Source organism: Micromonospora sp. FIMYZ51 (assembly GCF_038246755.1).
In the GTDB taxonomy this organism is placed as follows: domain Bacteria; phylum Actinomycetota; class Actinomycetes; order Mycobacteriales; family Micromonosporaceae; genus Micromonospora.
Genome location: NZ_CP134706.1, coordinates 4,379,030 through 4,399,912 on the forward strand (window position 1 = coordinate 4,379,030; position 20,883 = coordinate 4,399,912).

18 protein-coding genes and 2 pseudogenes are annotated in these 20,883 nt (G+C 70.6%); 10 read left to right on the top strand and 10 right to left on the bottom strand.

All coding sequences use genetic code 11. The annotated features are described in order from the left end of the window. Window positions 1-114: 114 nt before the first annotated feature. Window positions 115-756 carry a response regulator transcription factor gene (locus QQG74_RS19845; RefSeq protein ID WP_341716263.1) on the bottom strand — a complete coding sequence of 214 codons (642 nt, stop codon included), beginning with the start codon at window positions 754-756 and terminating at the stop codon, window positions 115-117. Window positions 757-820: 64 nt separating this feature from the next. Between QQG74_RS19845 and QQG74_RS19850 the strand changes: the two genes are divergently transcribed. From QQG74_RS19850 to QQG74_RS19880, 7 genes are all read left to right on the top strand, one after another. Beyond that, window positions 821-1,597, top strand: a complete 777-nt coding sequence (locus QQG74_RS19850; RefSeq protein ID WP_341716264.1) for a HAMP domain-containing sensor histidine kinase — start codon at window positions 821-823, stop codon at window positions 1,595-1,597. Between the two features lie 84 nt (window positions 1,598-1,681). After that, on the top strand, window positions 1,682-2,551 hold the full coding sequence (locus QQG74_RS19855; protein WP_341716265.1) for a manganese catalase family protein: 870 nt from the start codon (window positions 1,682-1,684) through the stop codon (window positions 2,549-2,551). 32 nt (window positions 2,552-2,583) lie between these two features. Next, the gene (locus QQG74_RS19860; protein ID WP_341716266.1) at window positions 2,584-3,915 is read left to right on the top strand and encodes a putative manganese transporter; all 1,332 of its coding nucleotides are present in this window, start codon (window positions 2,584-2,586) and stop codon (window positions 3,913-3,915) included. 222 nt (window positions 3,916-4,137) lie between these two features. Next, the gene (locus QQG74_RS19865) at window positions 4,138-5,250 is read left to right on the top strand and encodes an iron ABC transporter permease (protein ID WP_341716267.1); all 1,113 of its coding nucleotides are present in this window, start codon (window positions 4,138-4,140) and stop codon (window positions 5,248-5,250) included. A 26-nt stretch (window positions 5,251-5,276) separates the two neighbouring features. Continuing rightward, entirely contained in the window at window positions 5,277-6,257 is a 981-nt protein-coding gene (locus QQG74_RS19870) for an ABC transporter substrate-binding protein (protein WP_341716268.1), read from the top strand. Next, window positions 6,254-7,039, top strand: coding sequence for an ABC transporter ATP-binding protein (locus tag QQG74_RS19875; RefSeq protein WP_341716269.1), 786 nt, complete (start codon window positions 6,254-6,256; stop codon window positions 7,037-7,039). Before QQG74_RS19870 ends, QQG74_RS19875 begins: the two co-directional genes overlap by 4 nt. Beyond that, a complete protein-coding gene (locus QQG74_RS19880) occupies window positions 7,036-7,731 on the top strand; it encodes a class I SAM-dependent methyltransferase (protein WP_341716270.1) in 696 nt (231 codons plus the stop codon). The genes QQG74_RS19875 and QQG74_RS19880 overlap by 4 nt, the downstream gene beginning before the upstream one ends. A 21-nt stretch (window positions 7,732-7,752) precedes the next feature. Here QQG74_RS19880 and QQG74_RS19885 read toward each other — a convergent pair whose 3' ends face one another. After that, window positions 7,753-9,306, bottom strand: a complete 1,554-nt coding sequence (locus QQG74_RS19885) for a helix-turn-helix domain-containing protein (RefSeq protein ID WP_341716271.1) — start codon at window positions 9,304-9,306, stop codon at window positions 7,753-7,755. A 131-nt stretch (window positions 9,307-9,437) separates the two neighbouring features. Here QQG74_RS19885 and QQG74_RS19890 point away from each other — a divergent pair, with 131 nt between their 5' ends. Further along, complete coding sequence (locus QQG74_RS19890) at window positions 9,438-10,700, top strand: FAD-dependent oxidoreductase (protein WP_341716272.1); 1,263 nt, start codon at window positions 9,438-9,440, stop codon at window positions 10,698-10,700. 24 nt (window positions 10,701-10,724) lie between these two features. Here the strand turns inward: QQG74_RS19890 and QQG74_RS19895 are convergent. Next, window positions 10,725-10,904, bottom strand: a pseudogene (locus tag QQG74_RS19895) (hypothetical protein); the annotation flags it as partial. A gap of 72 nt (window positions 10,905-10,976) precedes the next feature. Then, window positions 10,977-11,282, bottom strand: a pseudogene (locus QQG74_RS19900) (hypothetical protein); the annotation flags it as partial. Window positions 11,283-11,492: 210 nt separating this feature from the next. Here QQG74_RS19900 and QQG74_RS19905 point away from each other — a divergent pair. Continuing rightward, the gene (locus QQG74_RS19905; RefSeq protein WP_341716273.1) at window positions 11,493-11,759 is read left to right on the top strand and encodes a hypothetical protein; all 267 of its coding nucleotides are present in this window, start codon (window positions 11,493-11,495) and stop codon (window positions 11,757-11,759) included. Between the two features lie 121 nt (window positions 11,760-11,880). Here the strand turns inward: QQG74_RS19905 and QQG74_RS19910 are convergent, their stop codons facing one another. Further along, the gene (locus tag QQG74_RS19910; protein ID WP_341716274.1) at window positions 11,881-13,062 is read right to left on the bottom strand and encodes a helix-turn-helix domain-containing protein; all 1,182 of its coding nucleotides are present in this window, start codon (window positions 13,060-13,062) and stop codon (window positions 11,881-11,883) included. A 382-nt stretch (window positions 13,063-13,444) separates the two neighbouring features. Between QQG74_RS19910 and QQG74_RS19915 the strand changes: the two genes are divergently transcribed. Further along, window positions 13,445-13,678 carry a winged helix-turn-helix domain-containing protein gene (locus QQG74_RS19915; protein WP_341716275.1) on the top strand — a complete coding sequence of 78 codons (234 nt, stop codon included), beginning with the start codon at window positions 13,445-13,447 and terminating at the stop codon, window positions 13,676-13,678. Between the two features lie 72 nt (window positions 13,679-13,750). On the opposite strand, the gene QQG74_RS19920 is transcribed toward QQG74_RS19915, so the two are convergent. The 5 genes from QQG74_RS19920 to QQG74_RS19940 all read right to left on the bottom strand — a co-directional run bounded on the left by QQG74_RS19920 (window position 13,751) and on the right by QQG74_RS19940 (window position 20,752). Next, a complete protein-coding gene (locus QQG74_RS19920; RefSeq protein ID WP_341716276.1) occupies window positions 13,751-13,921 on the bottom strand; it encodes a hypothetical protein in 171 nt (56 codons plus the stop codon). A gap of 285 nt (window positions 13,922-14,206) precedes the next feature. After that, entirely contained in the window at window positions 14,207-15,400 is a 1,194-nt protein-coding gene (locus QQG74_RS19925) for a helix-turn-helix transcriptional regulator (RefSeq protein ID WP_341716277.1), read from the bottom strand. A 186-nt stretch (window positions 15,401-15,586) separates the two neighbouring features. Further along, on the bottom strand, window positions 15,587-16,786 hold the full coding sequence (locus QQG74_RS19930; protein ID WP_341716278.1) for a helix-turn-helix transcriptional regulator: 1,200 nt from the start codon (window positions 16,784-16,786) through the stop codon (window positions 15,587-15,589). A gap of 200 nt (window positions 16,787-16,986) precedes the next feature. Beyond that, entirely contained in the window at window positions 16,987-17,481 is a 495-nt protein-coding gene (locus QQG74_RS19935; RefSeq protein WP_341716279.1) for an SLATT domain-containing protein, read from the bottom strand. Between the two features lie 367 nt (window positions 17,482-17,848). After that, window positions 17,849-20,752 carry an immunoglobulin-like domain-containing protein gene (locus QQG74_RS19940; RefSeq protein ID WP_341716280.1) on the bottom strand — a complete coding sequence of 968 codons (2,904 nt, stop codon included), beginning with the start codon at window positions 20,750-20,752 and terminating at the stop codon, window positions 17,849-17,851. Window positions 20,753-20,883 lie beyond the last annotated feature (131 nt).

The window sequence follows — 20,883 nt, forward strand, 5'->3', positions numbered from 1 at the left end:
GTCGTTGTGTGGCTGGCGCCAGTCGCGTACCGCGTCGCGCAGGCAGCGGGAGCTGTCGGTGGTCCGCGCCGGCCATCCGGCGCAGCTTCTGCCGGCGGCGGGGTCGGTTGTTTCTCAATCGCTCAGCAGGCCCAGTCGGCCGGCGAGGGCCGCCGCTTCCGCGCGGCAGGACACCCGCATCTTGCGCAGCAGCGCGGCGGTCATCCGTTTCACGGTGCGCTCGGAGACGTGCAGCTGATCGGCGATCTCCAGGGTGCCCCGGCCGGCGGCGATCGACCGGAGCAGGGCGCGCTCCTCCGGGTCCAGGTCGACCCGGATGCCCGGACCGGAGCGGAGCAGGCCACGCAGCAGCTGCGCGGGCAGCACGGCCCAACCGTCGAGGACGGCCATCAGTGGCGGCAGCAACGCCTCCGGCTCGGCGCTCTTCGGCAGAAACGCCTCCGCACCGGCCCGCAGCGCCTCCATCGCGGGTGCCGGATCGTCGTCGCCGGACATGGCGACCACCCGCACCCGGGGCGTCGTCCGCCGGATGGCCGCCACCGCCCGGATGCCTCCGGGCGGCGGCATGTGCAGGTCGACCAGGGCCAGATCCGGCAGACACCGGCTCATCAGCGAGGCCGCCGCCGCCGCGTCACCGGTGGAACCGACCACCTGCGCCCGGGCACCGGTGGCCGCCGGCAGCAGCAGTTCGAGTCCGCGGACGAACAGCGGATGGTCGTCGACGACAGCCACCCGGAGAGCCGGGGACTGCACCATGCCTGTTCCCTTCCCAAGCGGGTACCGATCATGCGGTACACGGCGATCGGGGGGAGCCGGGCAGATGCGGGGACGGTACGGGCTCGCACGGCTGTTGCGGACACTGGGCCGTACCGGCGGGCGGATCGGGCCGGGAGGGCTGGGCCACACCGGCGGGCGGATCGGGGACGATGATCCGCCGGGCCCGGCCGCTCCCGCCGATCTCCTGCTGCGGGTGCTCTGCCACGAACTCCGTACGCCCGTCAGCAGCCTGACCGCGCTGACCCGGGCGCTCGCCGACGAGACCGCAGCACTGACCGAGGATGACCGCCGGGCCGTTGTCGCGCTCGCCCGCGACCAGGCGACGCACCTGGCGGCGCTGCTCGACGAGGCCGCGACGAGCGTCAGCGGGCTGACGCTCGCCGCCCGCCGGGACGAGCCGAGGGCACCGCTTGTGGAGATCCTGCCCACCGTCGCGGCCCTCGTGCCGGCGGAACGGCGACGCATCCTGGTCACCCCGCAGGCCGCGAGGTGTCCCGCGCCGGCCCGCCGCACCCGGCAGGTGCTGGGCAACCTGATCGAGAACGCCCTCCGGCACGGCCCGCCCGCCGGCCGGATCGGCATCCGCGCGGTACACCGCCGGGGTGGGCTGAGCCTCAGTGTCACCGACGAGGGGCGGGCGGCGGACGCACTCGTCGAGGCGCTCCGCCGGCCCCTACCGGCCGTCGGCATGTCCGGTCTCGGGCTGTGGATCGTACGCGAACTCGCCGCCGCCGACGGCGGTCAGCTGCGGCTGCACCGGCTGCGGCCGTACGGGATCGCGCTGGAGGTGCTGCTGCCCGGCGTACACCCGATCAGGTGACCCGGCCGGGCCACTGGTTGGCCCGCCCGGGTCGTCATGGTGGGAAGGCCCTCGGTGTCAGGTACCCAACACCGAGGAGGGCACGTGTTCACCCACATGAAGGACTTGCAGTTCGAAGCCAAGCCGGACGGACCCGACGCCGCCTTCGCCCGCCGCCTCCAGGAGATCCTGGGCGGCAAGTGGGGCGAGATGACCGTCGCCAACCAGTACCTCTTCCAGGGCTGGAGTTGCCGGCTGCCCGGCAAGTACAAGGATCTGCTGCTCGACGTCGGCACCGAGGAGATGGGCCACGTCGAGATGATCGCCACGATGATCACGCGGCTGTTGGAGAACGCGCCGCTGTCGCTCCAGGAGGCGGCCGAGGACAACCCGATGGTGGCTGCGATCTACGGCGGGTCGAACCCGGCGCACTTCATCCACAGCGGCGGCGGTGCGCTGCCGGTGGACAGCGCCGGTGTGCCGTGGAACGGCAATTTCATCACCGCCAGCGGCAACCTGATGGCCGACTTCCAGCTGAACGTCACCGCCGAGGCGCAGGGCCGGCTCCAGGTGTCCCGGTTGTTCAACATGACCGACGATCCCGGTGTCAAGCAGATGCTGCGGTTCCTGCTGGCCCGCGACACCATGCACCAGAACATGTGGATGGCGGCCATCGAGCAGCTCAAGGAGGACGGCCTGGAGGAGATGCCGGTGCCGGACGCCTTCCCCGACTCCGCTGACTTCACCGAGCAGTTCAGCTACACGTATCTCGACTTCTCCCCGGACGGCGACGCCGCACAGGGCCGCTGGGCCGCCGGTCCGGCACCGGACGGCAGGGGCGAGTTCCGCTACGACAACAGCCCACGCGCGCACGCCCCCGAACCGGTTCTGCCGCCGGGCGACCCGCGCCTGTACGGGACCAACCCGGGCCTGGCGAAGGGCATGGTCAACACGGTCAAGAGCAAGATCAGCTGAGCGGGTGGAGCCGTGAAGGAGGTGTCTGACAGATGACCGAGCTCGTGCTCCGCCCGCTCGCGGACGCGTTCATGCAGGTGGGCGTCTACGTCGCCGTCATGGTGGCATTGTTCGGGTGGTTGCGCTGGCGCTACGGTGACCGGGTCAGCGATGGCCTCACCCGACACCGCCGGCTGGGGCCGCTGGTCGGGGCGTTGCTCGGTGTCAGTCCCGGCTGCGGCGGCGCGATCATCCTCATGCCGCTGTACGCACGCGGCAAGGTCAGCTTCGGCACGGTGGTGGCCGCGCTGGTCGCCACCATGGGTGACTCGTCCTGGGTGGTGCTCGCCTGGAACCCGGTCTTCGCGCTCAAACTGCACGCGCTGCTGTTCGCCGTCGGCCTGGCCACCGGGTACGTCATCGACGCTCTCGGTATCGACCCCGCGTGTGCCCTGCGCCGGACGCCGGTGCTCGCCAGCGCCCCGCCGAGCCTCGCCGGGGTCGCCTCGACCAGCCTCGCCGGCAGCACCTCCACGGCCGGCCCCAGCGGCACCTCGGCGAGCGGACCGGGCAGTACCTCCGCTCGCCGAGGCGGCGGCGAGGCGGCGAGCGGACCCGGCGGCGTGTTGACGAGCGGACCCGGCGGCGGATCAGCGAGCCGGCCCGGCAGCACCTTGACGAGTGGGCCCGGCGGCGGCTCAACCGGGCGGCCCGGCGGCGGCTCAACCGGGCGGCCCGGCGGCGGCTCCGATCTCACCTCGCCCCGAGGTCCGCTGCCCCGGATCTCCGCCTGCACCGCGTTCTGGGGGCTCACCACGCCCGCCTTTGCCGTCTCCGTGCCGGTGCTGTTCCAGCTCGTCGATCCGAACGCGCTGACCCGCCTGCTCGGCGGGGTGGACCCGTATCTCACGCTCGGCGTCGTCGGCACGCTTGTCGCGGCGCTCATCTTCGCCGCCGGCCGGGGACGACTGGCCGACGACACGCTGGAAACCGCACACGCCCGGTCGATGGCCGCGACGTTCCGGCACAGCGCGCACGAAGCGTCCTTCGTCACCGTCTGGGTCGCCGTGGCCTATCTCGCCTGGCAGGTGCTGACCACCACCACCGGCTTCGACGGGTCCCAACTCGCCGTCGCCGGCATCGTCGGCGTACTTGTCGGCGCGGGGATCGGCCTCATTCCCGGCTGCGCCGTGCAGATCGTCTTCACCGGCCTCTACGTCAGCGGCGGGCTGCCGCTACCCACCCTCGTCGCCAACGCCATCAGCCAGGACGGCGACGCGCTCATCCCGCTTGCCGCGTTGCGCCAGCGCTCCGCGGTCGTGGCGACCGTCATCACCACGATCCCCGCAGTGGTGGTCGGCACCGCGCTGGTGCTACTCCTGTGACAAACGACGAGGCACCGCGGACCCGGCCGGACGACGCATCGCGGACCCGGCCGGACGGGGCATCGCGGACCCGGCCGGACGGGGCATCGCGGACCCGGCCGGGACGGGGCGTCCGAGTCCCGGCCGGGTGAGTAGCACCTCACCGTCCTTCCGGTCCCCTGATCTTGCTGGTAGCTTGTCGCCAAGAGTTTGCAAGAGCAAGGGGAATGCAGATTGGCTTCGGTGACCGCCATCGCCCCGCCCCGAGGGAAGCAGCCGGAGGACCAGCAGAGTCAGCCGGACCTGCTCGGGGTCGCCGCGCAGCGACGCCGCACGGCGCTCTGGCTGCTCGCGCTGACCGCCGGGCTTGTGGTGACCGGGATCGTCGCGGTCGGTACCGGCGCAATCGGGATCCCTCCGCTGACGGTGGCCCGGATCATCGGCCACCACCTCGTCGGCCTGCCGGGCGAGGCGACCTGGACGCCACCGCAGGAGGCCATCGTCTGGCAGGTACGACTGCCACGGGTCCTGCTCGGCATGCTTGTCGGCGCCGGGCTGGCGGTCTGCGGTGTGGCGTTGCAGGCGATGGTGCGTAACGTGCTGGCCGACCCGTACCTGCTCGGGATCAACTCCGGGGCCTCCAGCGGCGCGGCTGCGGCGATCCTCTTCGGCGCCGGTGCCGGTTTCGGCCAGTACGCCCTCTCCACAAGTGCGTTCCTCGGCGCGCTCGCGGCGTCGCTGCTGGTCTTCCTGCTCGCCCGCAGCGGCGGACGGGTGACCTCGATCCGGCTGCTGCTCTCCGGCGTCGCCGTCGGCTACGCCCTCTACGCCACCACCAGTTTCCTGATCTTCGCCTCCGGCTCCGCCGAGGGTGCCCGGTCGGTGATGTTCTGGCTCCTCGGCTCCCTGGGGCTGGCCCGCTGGGACGCCCTGCTGGCGGTGGCCGCGGTCGTGCTGATCGGCATGATCACCTCCCTGACCGTCGCCGGGCGGCGGCTCGACGTGCTGGCCATCGGGGACGAGACCGCGCAGACCCTCGGCGTGTCGCCGGACCGGTTCCGGCTGCGCCTGCTCGTCCTGGTCTCGCTGAGCGTCGGCGTGCTGGTCTCCGCCGCCGGCAGCATCGGGTTCGTCGGCCTGGTCGTCCCGCACCTGGCCCGCCGCATCGTCGGCGCACCGCACGTCCGCGTGGTGCCGGTGGCCGCACTGCTCGGCGCCATCCTCCTGGTCTGGGCCGACGTGCTCGCCCGGGTGCTGCTGGCCCCGCAGGAGATCCCGATCGGCATCATCACCGCCCTGCTCGGCGCGCCCTTCCTGCTGATCCTGATCCGTCGTCTGCACGCCACCGGCGCATGAGCGCCCACCGGAGTCGAGGAGTACCAATGAAGGCAGCCCGTCTCGCCGCCGCGTCCGCCCTCCTGCTGGTGGTCGCCGGGTGTGGCGGCGGCACCACCGGTGCGCCGGCCGCCAGCGGACCAGGCTTCCCGGTCACCGTCACCAACTGCGGCGTGGAGGTGACCTTCGAGGCCGCTCCCGAGCGGGTCGTCCTGCTCAAGAGCGCCGCCGTGCCGTACCTGCACGCGCTCGGCGTACTGGACCGGGTCACCGCCCGCGCCGGCCAGTATCCGACGGAGTACTACGACGCGGCGACCCTCGCCGAGTTGGACCGGATCCCGCTGCTGACCGACAAGACCGACACCAGCGGCCACCTTCAGATCTCCAAGGAAGTGGTGATCAGCCAGCAGCCGGACCTGGTCCTCGGCGAGGTGGACAACCTCTCCCGCGACGCCCTCTCCGCGGTGCAGATCCCGCTGCTTGAGGAGCCGGCGATGTGCCCGGACAGCACCGCCGTGCCGAGCTTCGACGACATCTACCGGCAGATGGAGACGTACGGCCGGGTGTTCGGGCGCGAGGCCGAGGCCACGACGGCGGTCACCGCGCTCCGGGACCGGATGGCCAAGATCCAGACCGCGACGGGTACGGCGTCCGGGCGCAGCGCGGCGGTGCTGTACCCGACGATCGGCGGCGGCACCACGTACGCCTACGGCACCGCCAGCATGGCCCACCCGCAACTGGAGGCCGCCGGTTTCCGCAACGTCTTCGGTGACGTGACGGACCGGGTCTTCGAGGTCACCGTGGAGGAACTGCTCGGCCGCAACCCCGACGTGCTGATCCTGCTCTACGGCGACGGCGACCCGAAGGCGGTCGAGCAGGCGCTCACCGGGCTGCCCGGCGCCGAGAAGCTCGCCGCGGTCCGCGACGGTCAGGTGATGACCCAGCTGTTCAACTTCACCGAGCCGCCGACGCCGCTGTCGATCGACGGCCTGGAGCGGATCGTGCAGCGTTTCGGGGACGACACGTGATCACCGCGACCGGGGTCTCCTGGCGCTACGGCGCGAACCCGGTGATCGACGGGGTAAGCGTGACCGCCCGGCCGGGCCGGGTGCTCGGCCTGATCGGCCCGAACGGCAGCGGCAAGACCACCCTGCTGCGGCTGCTCTACGGTGCGCTGCGCAGTCCCACCGGCGAGGTCACGGTCGACGGCGACGGGTTGGCCGCCCTGCCGGCGCGGGAAGCCGCCCGCCGGCTGGCCGTGGTGGTGCAGGAGACCGGCGGCGAGACCGCGCTGACCGTGGCGGAGTTGGTGCTGCTCGGCCGGGGGCCGCACCTGTCGACGTTCCAGCGCACCGGGCGCACCGACCACGAGATCGCCGCCCGCTGCCTGGCCCGGGTCGGTGCCGCGCACCTCGGCGGGCGGGCGTTCGTCCAGCTCTCCGGCGGGGAACGGCAGCGGGTGCTGATCGCCCGCGCGCTGGCCCAGCAGGCCACCCACCTGCTGCTCGACGAGCCCACAAACCATCTGGACATCCGCTACCAGCACGAGATCCTGCACCTGGTACGCGCCCTGGGCACCTGCGCCGTGGTGGTGCTGCACGATCTCAACCTGGCCGCCCGCTACTGCGACGATCTGGTGCTGCTCGGCGCGGGTGGGGTGGCCGCCGCCGGCACCACCGACGAGGTGCTCGATCCCGCCGTGCTGGAGCCCGTCTACGGCATCGGCATCCAGCGCCTGGATCTCGACAACGGGATCCACCTGCTCTACCACCCGATCGACCAGACCATCGCACAAGGGAGCTTGGCGTGAGCGTGCAGGAACGGATCAACGACTACTGGACCGGGCGTGCGCCGGACTACGACGCGTACCAGCAGCGCCCCGACCGGTTCGCCGACGACCAGGCGGCCTGGTCGCGGATCTGGGCGCAGGCCCTGCCGGCGGCACCGCTGGACGTGCTCGACGTGGGCACCGGCACCGGGCAGGTCGCCATGGTCCTGGCCGGACTCGGGCACCGGGTCACCGGCATCGACCTCGCCGAGGGCATGCTCGACCAGGCCCGCCGGCACGCCGCCACCATCGACAACGGCCCGGTCATCACGTACGGCGACGCCGTGGCCCCGGACTTCCCGGCCGCCAGCTTCGACGCGGTGACCAGCCGCTACCTGATGTGGACGCTGCGCGAGCCGCAGACCGCCGTGGCGAACTGGGCGCGCCTGCTGCGGCCCGGCGGCACCATCGCCGTGGTGGACAGCACCTGGTTCCCGAACGGTCTGGACAACGCCTCGGAGAACTTCGCCGAGCACTACGACCCACAGGTGCAGGCGGCCCTGCCGCTGGCCACCGCGACAAGCATCGACAAGACCGTCGCGGTGCTGGCGGAGGCCGGCCTGACGAAGGTCACCGTCACCCCGCTGACCTCGATCTACGAGCTGGACCAGCGGTACGGCGTCGCACCCCACCACGAGCACCAGATGCAGTACCTGATCACCGGCACGGTCTGAGCCGTACCCGGCTGTGTGGCGTCAGGTTCCCGGGCGCAGCGCGGCCAGCTGGATCTGCAACGCCAGCCGGGTACGCGGCGAGTCGAGTTCGACCGGGACGACCTCGGCGAGGCGGCGCATCCGGTGCCGGAGCGTGTTGGGGTGCACGTGCAGCTGACGGGCGGCCTTCGTCGGGTCGCCCCGCTGGTCGAGCCAGGCGGCGACCGTGGCGACGTACTCGGTGCCGTGCTTGCGGTCGTGTGCGACGAGGTCGGGCAGCGGACCACCGACCAGCAGGTCACCCTCGGGCACCGCGCTGATCACCCGGTGTACGACCACCTCGGCCCAGACGTCCTCGAAGCGCAGCAGTGGATCTCGCGTCCGGGTCGAGCGGTGCAGCGTCAGCAGCTCGGCCGCCTCGGCGCGGGATCGCGGCAGGTCCGTCAGCGTCGTGGCGACGCTGCCGGACGCGGCGCGTACCCCGGGATCGTGCAGGGCGATGTCGTTGATCAGTTTCTCCAGCCAGGCCCGGGAGCCGGGCGCCTCACCCGGGTCGACCACGACGGCGAAGAGGACGTCGCCGACATCGGCGATGAGCGGCTGACGCCAGCCGTGGCGGCGGGTGATCGACTCCCACAGCGCCAGGTTGTGCACCAGCTCCCCCGTCCCGCCGTGCGCCCCGAGCGCGACGACCCGCCACGGCCCGGTGGGTAGGCCCAGGTCCTGGCCGGTCGGGACCGGACCGCGCAGCGCCATCCGCAGGCGGTCGGCGGACGCCCGGCGGGCGACGTCGGCCTGCACCCGCAGCCGGAGCAGGTGCAACGCGAGTACGCTTGCCGCGCCCTGGAGGTCACGCAGACGCTCCGCCGGCACCCGGGCTTCGACCACGGCCCAGATCGAGCCGAGCAGCTCACCTCCGGCCCGGATCGGGATCACCAGCCGGGGCAACGTCCCGTCCGGCCCCTGCGGCACGAAGATGGGCACACTGCCCACGGCAAGCTTGCGGAAGACGCCACGGGACCGGAAGTACGCGATCACGTCACCCGGTACCCGTCGTCCGACGATCGTGGAGACCCGGGCGGGGTCGGTGCGGTCCTGCCGGGACGAGTAGGCAAGCACCCGGGACTGGGCGTCCTCGATCGTCACCGGCGCGTCGACGATGGCAGCCGCCGCGTCGGCGAGGGCGAACAGTTGGTCGTACACCCCGGCTTCGCCGGTCTCGGGTGAGCCGGGCACGGCGGCCGTGTCGATCACTCCCCGCAGCAGCCAGACCAGCTGCGTCCACGATCCGTGGCTGCCCAGCTCGACCAGGGTCAGCTGGCGCTCTGCGGCGGCCGACGTCACGTCGGGATGCGTGGCCAGCGGAGGCTTGAGCACGAGGCCGGCCGCTCCGGTCTGCGCGCAGCGCCGGATCACGGCGAGCGCCTGGTCGCAGGTGGCGATGCCGGCGCCGAGAACCAGGTCGCCGCTCTGGCCGGACGACGCTTCGTCGAACTCGGTGAGGGTCACATCGCGGACCTCCACCGCCTCGGCCGGTACGACGATCTTGAGTAGCGCGGCACCGACCGCGTCCACCACCCCAGCAACGGTGATCATGATCGGATTATCCCTCGGCGTTGTTCGTTTCGACCAACAGCCGATACGAGTATTGGCTGCTCAGGACAATGACGGCCCGACGCAACCGGGCCAGGATTGCCGCAACCTCGGTTGCGTCGAAGGAGAGAACCATGCCTGCCGTCGAGTCCGTACCCGCCCCCCGGCACGTCGCCGTCATCGGCGCGGGGATGGTCGGGCTGGCGACCGCCTGGTTCCTCCAGGAGCGCGGGGTGCAGGTCACCGTGCTCGACCGTACCGGCGTCGCGGCGGGCGCGTCGTGGGGCAACGCCGGCTGGCTCACCCCCGGCATCACCACTCCTTTGCCGGAGCCGGCGGTGCTCCGTTACGGGCTGCGCGCCGTGCTGAGCCCGTCGTCGCCGGTGTACGTGCCGCCGCGCGCCGACCCTCGGCTGCTGAAGTTCCTGGCGGGCTTCGCCCGGCACAGCACCGCGGCCAAGTGGAAGATCGCGATGCGGGCCTTCATCCCGATGAACCGGCGGGCCTTCGAGGCGTTCGACGACCTGACCGCCGGTGGGGTCGCGGCGGTGACGAACGAGGCGAAGTCGTTCATCGCGGCGTACCGGACCGAGGCCGAACGCTCGGTCCTGCTTGACGAGCTGGCGCACATCCACGCCGCCGGCCAGGGGATCGAGTTCGACGTGTTGACCGGAGCCGAGGCCCGTGAGGTGGAGCCCTCGCTGTCGGACGCGATCGGCGCGGCCATCCGCCTGCACGATCAGCGTTACCTCAACCCCGGGCAGTACGTCGAGGCGCTCGCCGACGCGGTACGCGCTCGCGGCGCGACCCTGGTCACCGGGGCGGACGTGGTGCGGGTGCAGGACGAGGCCGCCGGGGTCCGGGTGGTGACCGCCGACGGTGCCGACGAGCGGTACGACGCGGTGGTGCTGGCGACCGGCACCTGGCTCGGTGAGCTGGCCCGACGATTCGGGGTGCGGACCGTCGTACAGGCCGGCCGGGGGTACAGCTTCAGCGTCCCGATCGAGCACGTGCCGACCGGTCCGGTGTACTTCCCCGCCCAGCGGGTCGCCTGCACGCCGCTGGGCGACCGGCTGCGCGTCGCCGGCATGATGGAGTTCCGCAGCGCCGACGCACCGCTGGACCGCCGCCGCATCTCCGCCATCGCCGAGGCCGCCCGGCCGCTGCTGCGCAACGCCGACCTGGACGCCCGGGTCGACGAGTGGGTCGGATCCCGCCCCTGCACCCCGGACGGGCTGCCACTGATCGGCCGCACCAGGTCCCCACGGGTGCACGCGGCCGGTGGCCACGGCATGTGGGGCATCACCCTGGGCCCGCTCACCGGCAAGCTGCTCGCCGAGCAGATCACCACCGGCCGGCAGCCGGCGGAACTCCGCCCGTTCGACCCGCTGCGCTGAGCCTTGACCGTACGCGGGGCCGGATCAGCCCTGCGTACGGTCGTCGATCTCGGTGTCGGACTCGCCGGGACGCGCGCCGATCGCCTCCTCGGCGGCCTGCCCGCCGGTGGTCTCGTCACCCAGGTTGAGGCCGCTGCGCGGCAGGCCGGCGAGGTGGGCCGGGTCCGCGTCCTCGCCCTGCACGGAGCGGGCGTCCTGGGCCAGGTCGGGGATGGTCGACTCGCCGCGTCGCCCACCGACCGCCTCTTCGGCGGCCCAGCCGCCGGTGCTCTCGTCGCCCAGCGACAGGTCACTGCGGGGCAGACCGGCCAGTTGGGCGGGATCCCGGGTGGGCTGGTCGACGTACTCGGCCCCGGTCTGCGCCGCCGGCCCGCCCGCCGACTCGCGCCGGCCGACTCCCCGCCCCTGGTAGCGTCCGCCGGATTCGGCCCGCGCGGGGCCTCCGTCCGGTTCCGCCAGTCCGGCGCGACGCAACATGTCGACAAGTTCGTCGTGCGGCATACCCTCCGGGTCCGGTATCCCGGCACCCCGAGCGATGGATTGCAGCGTCAACAGATCCTGGTCCCGAAATGTCTCGGCCATGCCGCTGGCTTCCCCACCGGCCCCCGCGAAAACCTGCGGCCTCCGCCCCGGCACCCAGCCTCGGGGTCGGCCTCGGTGGTCGGCCTCGGTGGTCGGCCTCGGGGTCGGCCTCGGGGTCGGCCTCGGTTCCGCCGGAATGGCGGTGTCCCGCCGTCCCGGATGCCGCCATTCCGCCGATCTGGTGTGCAGTCCGACCGCTTGGGCGTCGGCGTGATCCTGCCGCGGCGGCCGGTGTGCCGTACGCGCAACGTGGACGGCGCACCGACACCGCGCTGGAGTTGCTGCCGGACCTGCTGGCCGGCAAACCGGTCCAACTGCGCCGCCACCATCCCGATCACGGGTACGCCGCACGACGCGGCCCGGCGACTGGCCGCCTACCACCGCGCCGGGGCAGACCATCTCGTCATCGGCTTCTCCGGCGGCGACTGGCGGCGACAGTGCGAACTTCTCGCCGAGGCTCGCGCCCTGCTCGACTGAACGCCGCCCCGCAGAGCGGGCAACGCTCCTGCTGCCCGCTGTGGTCACGCTCGGAGCGTCGGGCGGCGAGGGTCAGCCGGTTGCGGATCTGAGCCAGCGACAGGAACGGCGCGGTCACCACTCACACCAACCCGAGACCCAGGGCCAGTTCGGCGATCGTCGCCGGGGCGTGCGGATCCCGGGCCACCTGGGCAACCAGGTCCCGGCCCGCCGGCCGACGACGCACCTCGTACGGCGCGACGACCTCCGCCGCAAGCAACACCCGCGCCGCGTTGCCCGGATCATCGGTGTGCAGGTACGCACGCGCCGCGTCGATCAGATGCGCCGCCCGATGCTCCACCGGCAACAACCGCCACCCGTCCCGCCGGACCGCCTTCTCGTGCCACGCGACCGCCGCCGACCCGTCACCCGACTCGACGGCGGCAGCACAGCGGGCCAGCGCGACAGCGGTCGGCCCGAACGCCGTCCGGTGCAGGTCGTGCCCGTCCCCGACCCGGGCCGCCAGCTCAGCGGCCTCGTCCAGCAGGTCACCGGAGGCACGTTCGTCACCGCACCGGGCCGCCACCAGCCCCGCCTGCACCAGCAACGCCCCACACAACGACAACTCCGGTGGAGAACCGCTGTCGAGATCGGCCGGTGCGATCCGGTACGCCGCCGCCAGCAACACCGACCGGGTCCACGCCGACGCGCGTAGCACCTGACCGAGTTGCACCGCCGCAGCCGCCACCAACACCGGATCACCGGCTGCGGCAGCCACCGCCCGATCCGCCGCCAACCAGGCCAGATCCGAATCGTCCAGCTTCACCAGCAGCGCCGCCGTCACCCGGTACGCCTCCACCACCGCCACCCGACCCGCCACCGGATCGCGGACGTAGGCGCGCTGCACATCGCTGAGCAGCCTCGGCAACAGCTCGACCACCTGCGGATACCGGGCATACTGGTAGGCGGTCCAGACGTACCCGACCTGTCGGGTGAGACGTTCCACCGGCACCACCGGCGCGGGCCGATCACGCACCATCTCGTACGCCGACAACGCTGCCCGGACCCGCACGAGGTCCTCGCTCTGCTCGCCCGCGTCGACGGGCTGCGCGTCGCGACCGAGCAGCGTCGCGGCATCGACCCGCAGCACGGCGGCGATGTCGCGGATCGTCGACACCCGCTCCAGGCTGCGGACGCCACGCTCGACTTTGTCGACCCAACTCTTCGACTTGCCGAGACGGTCGGCGAACGACTGCTGCGACAGCCCCCGCCGCACCCGCAGGTACGCCACCCGCCGGCCGATCGGCACCCGGTCACCGCCCATCCGGCACCCCCCAGTGACCACGGTTCACCGGAACCCGAAGCCGATCCCGACACGGCAGATCCGCCCCACATCGACAGACCCGCCGCCGCCTCCGCCACGACCACACCGGCCGATGCCCGGTAGGTGTCATCGCAGGCGCTGACCACCACGATGGTCTGGTCACCATGCCTCCCGCCGACGCTCCGAGACGCCGTGGGCACCCGGCCAGCCACGTGCAACGACGGGGCACCCACGGCAGGGAGACCCGGCCGCCAAGCTGGGCACCCCCAGAAGCAACTTAAGACGCAATGTGCGCAGGGTCAACACTGACAGCACATAGCGTTGCAAGTTTCGGCGGCGGCGTGATCTGCTTATCCCAGCCGCCAAGCTGGGAGCACCACCTATGTCAGAAGCCGCATATCTGAAGGTCGCCCGCGACATCCGCGAGCAGGTCAGCTCCGGCCAGCTGAAGCCGGGCGACCAACTGCCGTCCTTCGCCGCCCTCTGCGAGCAGTACGACGTGAGCAACACCGTCATCCGCGCCGCCATGCTCATCCTCAAAGCCGAAGGACTCATCGACGGCCGACAGGGCAAGGGCGTATACATCGCGGACCCACTCCCCGGAGCACCCCGGTAACGACCTGGCCGACCGGTGGTCAAGATCCGGCAGCCCAACCCGGTACGCGGGGCCAGCAGCACCCGCACCCGGTCACCGCTCACGACGCCGCTGCCGATCAGGGATGGCCTGGGTCGTGTCGTCAAGGGGCGTACGCTCCGCCTCCGCCTGGTCCAGGATCCGCTGCTTGGCGGCTTCGTGCTCGGCAGCCTGAATGGCAGGCCCACGCTTCGGTCGATCGGCGTCACGGTCACGCTTGCTCACCGCGCTGGTCCCTTCTCGCGCAGACCGCTGGCGCGAGGTGTCAGCCGAGCCCTGACAAACGCCAGCTCATGACTCAGGGTGTGTTGCGCGGCGCGGCCCGGAGCCTGAGTCATGGGCTGGCGGTGCTTTCGGCGTCGCATCGGTCGGGACGCCCAGCAGACGAGCATCATCGGTGTCGCCTCCTTGATGTGAGGCGGCGGCGATGCTCGTGGGACCGATGGAGGAAGGCACCGCCGCCGCACTTGAATCGTCAGCGACAGTTGGTGCCTGTTTCATAACAGGTTGTTAGGTTGTGCTGGCATCGGGGTCGAGCGGGTCGATGCCGAGCCGCGCCGCCAGGTCGCGCAGTTCTGCGGATCCACGGCGTCGAGCGTCACGCACCATTTGGCCGGTGATCTCCTTGACCATCGCCCTGGATCGCAGTTCATGGGCGGAGATGTCGTCTGCTGCCAGGAACTGCCGCACCGCCTTGTCGGGATCGCCAGCCATGAAGTGGCCCCGACCAGCATCGATGTGCAGCCGGGTCCGACGCTGAGCGTTGCGCAGAGCAGCCCGGTCGACCTTCCGGGCATACTCTGGCGCTCGTTCCGGCTCACCATTTTCCAACGCGATGGCCACCCGCCACGTCGCTACGTTCGCCGGCCCAAACTCCATCCGCCACCGATCCGGGCCGTCCGCCCGACGCAGCGCACCCTCGGCCTCGGCGTAATGAGCGGCAGCATCATCACCACGCCCCAGCGACGCGGCGGAGATTGCCGCGTGCAGGTGCAACAGCCCGTACCAGGAGGCCATGCTCCCGGTTGCCGTGTCGCCGACCTGCTCGGCAGCAGCCGCAGCCAGGGTCAGGGAGCGGCGCTGCGACCCGCCGGTCAGGGCGACCTGTGCGGTGGCAAAGTCGGCCGCCGCGATCTCGTCGGGTTCACCGAGCAGCCCGGCCGCGAGCTGGGCGCGTTCGGCAAGGCGCATCGACAGGTCCACGTGACCGAGGCTCTTCATGCCGGTCGCGCCCGCGAACGCCGCCTTCACGAACAGCGCCAACCCCTGCCGCTCGGTGCGAGGCTCGGCGGCGAGATGCCGGGTGGCCGCGATCAGGCCAGGCAGCAGCGCGGCATACGCCACGTAATCGCAGGCCATCCGCGTCCGCATCACCTCTTCGGCACGACGGGCGACGTCGTCGAGGTCCGGCGGCGGCCCGTCCGGATCATCGTCGAGTGCCCGCCGGATCCCAGGCGCGGCACTGTAGATCGCCAACTCGGAGGCGTCCCGAGGCTGGACTGGCTGAGCGGTGAGGTCTTCGACCCGTACACCCAACGCAGTGGCCAGGGCGATGATGAGGCTCCGCTTCGTGACGGCGCGCTTGCCGCCTTCGATCATCGTGATGTAAGCAGCGGAAACGCCGACCCGATCGGCAAGCTGTTGCTGGGTCATCCCGGCAGTAGCTCGCCACCGGGCGATTCGGAGTCCGATGTAGTCCGCCATAGTGCCCTCCCACACGAGGGATGCCCGACATCGACTCGGTCCGGCACAGTAATGCGCACGGTACGCGCTGTGACCGATGCCTGCTACTCCGCCCCACGTAAGGGAGCATGGCAGCCTCCCAGGTAGCGGCTGGTCCCGAATCGGCCGGGGCCGGTTGCGCCCGCCGACAGCGCTAGCGTGAGAGGGCTACCCCGTCATTCCAATGGCGAGAGCCAACTCCCGTGCGTCCTCACCGATCGTTCCCGGTCGGTTCGACAGTTCAAGTGCGGCAGAGCGGGCGTACGGGTGGTGCCGCACGGTGTCGACGCTCTCCCGCAGTGCCCGCCCGAGCAGATGCACCGCCGCGACCTCTCCCCGCGCCAGCATGTGTGCCCGAGCCGCTTCGATCAGCGCGCCAGCCCGCCGGGTGTGTGAGGGCAGTGCGCGGTAGTCAGTGGTGTCGGCTCGCCGCACGGCTTCGCCCGGCCGACACAGGTCCGTCTCGATGGTGACCGCGTACGCCGCGCAGGCCGCCGGCCCGAACATCAACCACGGATGGGCGTAGCTGCTGCCGAGGCGACCCGCAGCCGAATCTGCGGCATCCCACGCACGCCAGGCCCGCCCCGCCCGACCAGCCTTGCTGTGGGCCAACGCGATGCCGAGTTGCGTCTGGCCCCACCGCGCCAACTGCTCGTCACCAGCCGCCGGGTCGACCAGCCCAGCGACATCGACCAGCACCTGCTCGGCGGCGTCGGTCTGGTTGGCCCCCCGGTAGACGTGGGCGTAGTACCAGGCGGCAACCGCCATCGCGGCGGGGTCGTCAGCCTCCTGAGCCGCAAGCATTCCTCGGTCGGCGGCAAGCCACACCAGCTCCGGGTACGGCTGGTGGGCCAGGTACAACTGCACCAGGTGGTAGACCCGCGCCAACTCGACAAGCGCCTGCCGACGGGCCGCACCGTCCAACCGTCGGGCGCTACGTTGCGCATCCCCCAACAATCCGGGAAGCACCGCCGCCACCGCCGTACGCTCGGTTGTCGACCGATGCCACAGAGCCCACGCCTGGTCAACCAGCGCTCGCAGCACCTCGACCGGCGTCACCGCGCCGACCGGCACGGAAGCACGCCGCATGGCGGCTCCCACCTTGCCGACATCGGAATGCCCGGCGCTGGTCACCGACGCCACCGGCAACGACTGATCACCGGTCAACTCGGCAAGATCGGAAATGTCGAGCACCTCCGCCAACCGCAGCAGCATCGGTAGACGAGGCGGAAGAAGGCGGCCATTCTCCAGAGCCTTGACCCACTCCGCGCTGCGTCCGACAAGCCCGCCAAGGACCGGCCGAGTCTTTCCCGCACGCTCGCGATACGCACGAAGACGCGCACCAAAGGTTGCCGGATCGGTCACCATCGCCTCCCAGGTAGCGGTCTGGGCGGCGGACCGCTGGACGCTACGACCAGCAGACCGCCACAGTCGACGGTACGCGCATCGCCCACCCCGATGCGCCCCGGCGCGACGGTGACGACCGGCCCAGAGCACCGGCTGGACCAAGAAGTTGCACCAGTGCCGGTCGCAGGCCCGAAATGGCCCGACGCGCGTTGGGAAAGGTCTCAATGGGTAGCTGATCCTGAGCGCCTGTACTCCTGCCAGCGAGAGCTTAGGTCGTCCCAAATTTTTTGGTATTGATCGAACAACTCCCGCACTTTTTCTACTTCGATCTGACCTGGCTGAGTCGATGCGATGTAGTACATAACGTCATCCCTCAGTCGGTAGAATCTGTACTGACTCTCCTCCATCAGCACCCACCGCGCTCGCCATGCGAAGAACGGCTCGACCGTGTTCACCACGGTTGCCACAGCTACCAGCGCAAAGCCGAGCCCTGCCCAGAAGTCGAGATCCTGCAATCCGAGAATGATGGTCGATGCGACGGAAAGTGCTACGGCAGCAATCCGCATAATTACCGCCCCTCGCCTGAAAGCCTCCTTCCGCAGCCTGACGTAGTCATTGCCACGCTCGATCCGATGCAGAAGATCAAGAGCAAGAGCGAGAGGATCGAGTCCTGGGCCTGCAAATTCCGACTGTATTGGCTCCTGCGCATTAGGCATACCTGCGCAGCATACTACCTCCATCAATGCGTAAAATAGGTGGTGGCGACTGAGGTCAGGGCCGGGTGATGCGGTGCCTGGGTTGGTAGCGGGGCGGGGTGGACTGCTCGACGAACCCATAGGACACGCCGCCTCCGAGCACCCGCGAAGGCTGCGCTGAGGTCCTCGACGGTCTTCTAGGCGATGGCCGCGAGGGCCGGGATCGCTTGGTCTCGACGCGCTCGGATCGGGGCTCGCCTGGCAGGTAGCAGGCGGCGAAGTCTTCGAGGTGCTAACGGCGCAGCGGGTTCTACTGGGCGTGGAGTGGACCTCGAGTATGGAGCGGGCGAGATCGATTGATCTCGCCCGCTCGCTGTGTTTCGGCTGGCTACCGCACTGTCAGGTTCTGATAGTTGGCGGCGTGACCCTGGTAGGTCGGGTTGCCGGAGTAGGCAACGTGGACCCGGTACGTCCCGCGTGGCAGGTCGGCCGTCGGCAGTTCGACGACGGCCTTGCCGTCCGCCAGGGGCACGACCTGCGCGGTGCCGGCGAAGGTGACGGTGACCTCGCCGGTCGGGGTCGGCGGGTTCTTCTTCGGCCCGCCCTTCGGCTCGACGGTCACGTTCAGCTTGAACGGTTTCCCACGGACGACCGATGCCGGCGCGGCCTTCGCGTGGACCTTTACCGCGTTCGGGCCGGCGGGCACCTTTACCGACGCGCTGCCCTGCGACGCCGTGAGGTAGTCGAAGCCGAGGTATTCGGCCTTGATCGTCCGGGTGCCCGCAGGCAGACCCGCCGGCAGCGTAACGGTGGCCACGCCGTCGGTCAGGTAGGCCAGCTTCGACCACGAGCCGACGCTGAACCGCACCTGGCCGCCGGTCTCGAACCCGTCGGCCGCCGCGACGGTGGTGCTGGCCGTCGTCGTCTGGGCCCCGCTCGCGTACGGCTCGACAGCCACCTCGGTGGTGGTGGCGACGTCGCCGTTCGGGATGCCGCGAATGTCGTTCCATTCGCGCAGCGTCAGCGGGATCACCGTGCCGTGACGCGGACGGACGACACCCGCGTTGGTCATCGTGATCGCCTTGGCGTTCCAGGTCGGCGCCTCGATGTTCTCGTGGCATGCCGCCTGGTAGCCACCGCCGTTTGTGTACCGGTCACCCCAGAGGTAGAACTGACCGGGGCAGGCGGTGTCGCCAGGGTTGGCCTTGAAGATGACCGGCCCCTCGTAGCCCTGGTTCGGATCCCAGGTGGTGCGGCCCAGCGCCGGCGCGAGCATCGTCCAGTTCTCGACGTTGCTGTCCATGAAGTCGGTGTGCTTCTCCGAGAAGATGTCCGAGCCCTGGTTGCCGGCCTCGTTCTTGGTCACCCGGTAGTAGTGGTCACCGACCTTGATCGCGGTGGTGTCGATCCGCGACAGCGGGGCCGGGTCCTGCCAGACCTGGGGCGGGGAGAAGGTCTGGAAGTCGCGCGTCGTGGCGTACCACATCTGCGCGTTGCCCTGCCCGGTGCGGTTCACCGGGTCGTCCCAGAGCGACTGCGCCCAGAACACGACGTAGGCGCCGATCTCGTCGACCCACAGCGACTCGGGGGCGAAGGCGTTGCCCGCGTCGTCGGGCGCGACCTTCACGTGCCGCTGCGGAGTCCAGTTGACCAGGTCGTGCGACTCGAAGACCTCAATGTACTGGGTGTCGTTGATGGCGTACCCGCCCTGGTCGTACCAGTTCAGGTCGGTGGCGATCATGTAGAACGTGTCGCCGTCGGGCGAGCGGACGATGTGCGGGTCACGAAGGCCCTGGTCGCCCAGCTGAGAGATGAGCGACGGCCGGCCCCCGGTCAGCCCGGTCCAGTCCAGCGCGGTGTTTCCGTTGGACGTGGCGAACATGATCTGCTCACCGTCGGCGATTCCCTCGCCCTTGAAGTAGCCCATGAAGTACCGCTCGTACTCCTCGGACCGGGGCATGGCGGTGATGGTCACCGGGAACGACTTGGTCTTCGAGGCCGAACCCTTGGCGATGGTGGCCGTCAGGGTGGCGGCGACATCCGGGCGGCCGAAGGCCGGGCGGGTCACCTCACCCGTGGCGGTGACCAGGTCGGTGGTCGACTTCCAGGTGATCGTGGACCCGAATGCACCGGTGGCGGGGAGGTTGATGTTCCCGCGTACGTCGTCGGTGGCGTACAGGGTCAGGTCGGAGGTGTCCCGGTCGACCGCCTGCGCGTCGTCGAACTCGGCCTTGACCACGATGGGGATGTCCCTGGTGACGACCTCGTCGGCACCCTTGCGGACGGTGGCCGTGAGCGTGGCGGTGGCATCGGGCTGCCCCTGCGCGGGCCGGGTGATCCGGCCGGTCACCGGCACCTTGCGTGCGCTGGGGATGGCCGGCGGGGTGTAGACCTCGACCACCGATGGATCCGAACTCGTCCAGGTGATCGCCGAGCCGGCCACGGAGCCCACCTTGGGCAGCCCGATGTCGCGGACGATCGCGCTGGTCAGGCCGAGGTCGATGGCGGCGGCGTCGGCCCGGACGCCGGTGGCGACGGTCCGCTGCGCCAGGGTGAGCGTCTCGTCGGGGCTCACTGCCCGGTCGTAGACCCGGAAGTCCCGGATGGTGCCACGGAACGAGTAGTGGCCCGAGGTCTGCGAGCGAGCGAGGAAGTTGCAGTTGGTGCCGGCGGCGTTCACCGACGGCGGCGTGGTCAGGTTCGTCGCCGTCGCGTGCAGCACGCCGTCGAGGTAGAGCCGGCCGGTCCAGCTTGTGCCGTCCGAGTTCAGTGCCTGGGTGTACGTGACGTGCGTCCACGCCCCCTCGGTCATCCGTACCCGGTTCTGTTGCAGGTTCACCGAACCCACTGCGACCCGGAACCGCTGGGTGTTCGACGCGAAGATGGCGCCCTGGGCACCGGTGTCGACGTCGCACGAGCCGGACTTCGCGCCGAAGCTCCACATCTGGTGCTCGCCGACGTTCGCCGGGTCGATCCACACGTCGTAGTCGACGGTGAGGTTCGACATGCCGGCGGTGAGGTTGTTCGGCAGCTTCACGTACGCGCCGTCAAGGGCGCTCTCGTACGAGTCGGGATTGAACCTGACGCCGTCGCCGGTAAGCGTCGCCTTCTCCGGATTGACGAGGGTGGCGTTTGCCGCCGAGCCCGCACTCCCCGAGTTGATCAGTGTCGTCCCGCTGGTCTCGTCGAGGGCGAATCGGTGCACCAACCCCTCGGTGAGCTGGTTGTCGACAGCGTGCGAGGGCGTCGGTGCGATCGTGGCCGCGAGGAGCGCACTCAGTCCCAGGGCCACGACGGCGCTACCCTTCCGACTCGGCCTGCGCCGTGCTCTTCGCTGTTCCCATCCCAATTGGTCCCTCCCTTGGTGGTGGCGGGTGTCCTCTAAAGTGGACGAGTTTGTTAACGCTAACTTCGACGATCTTC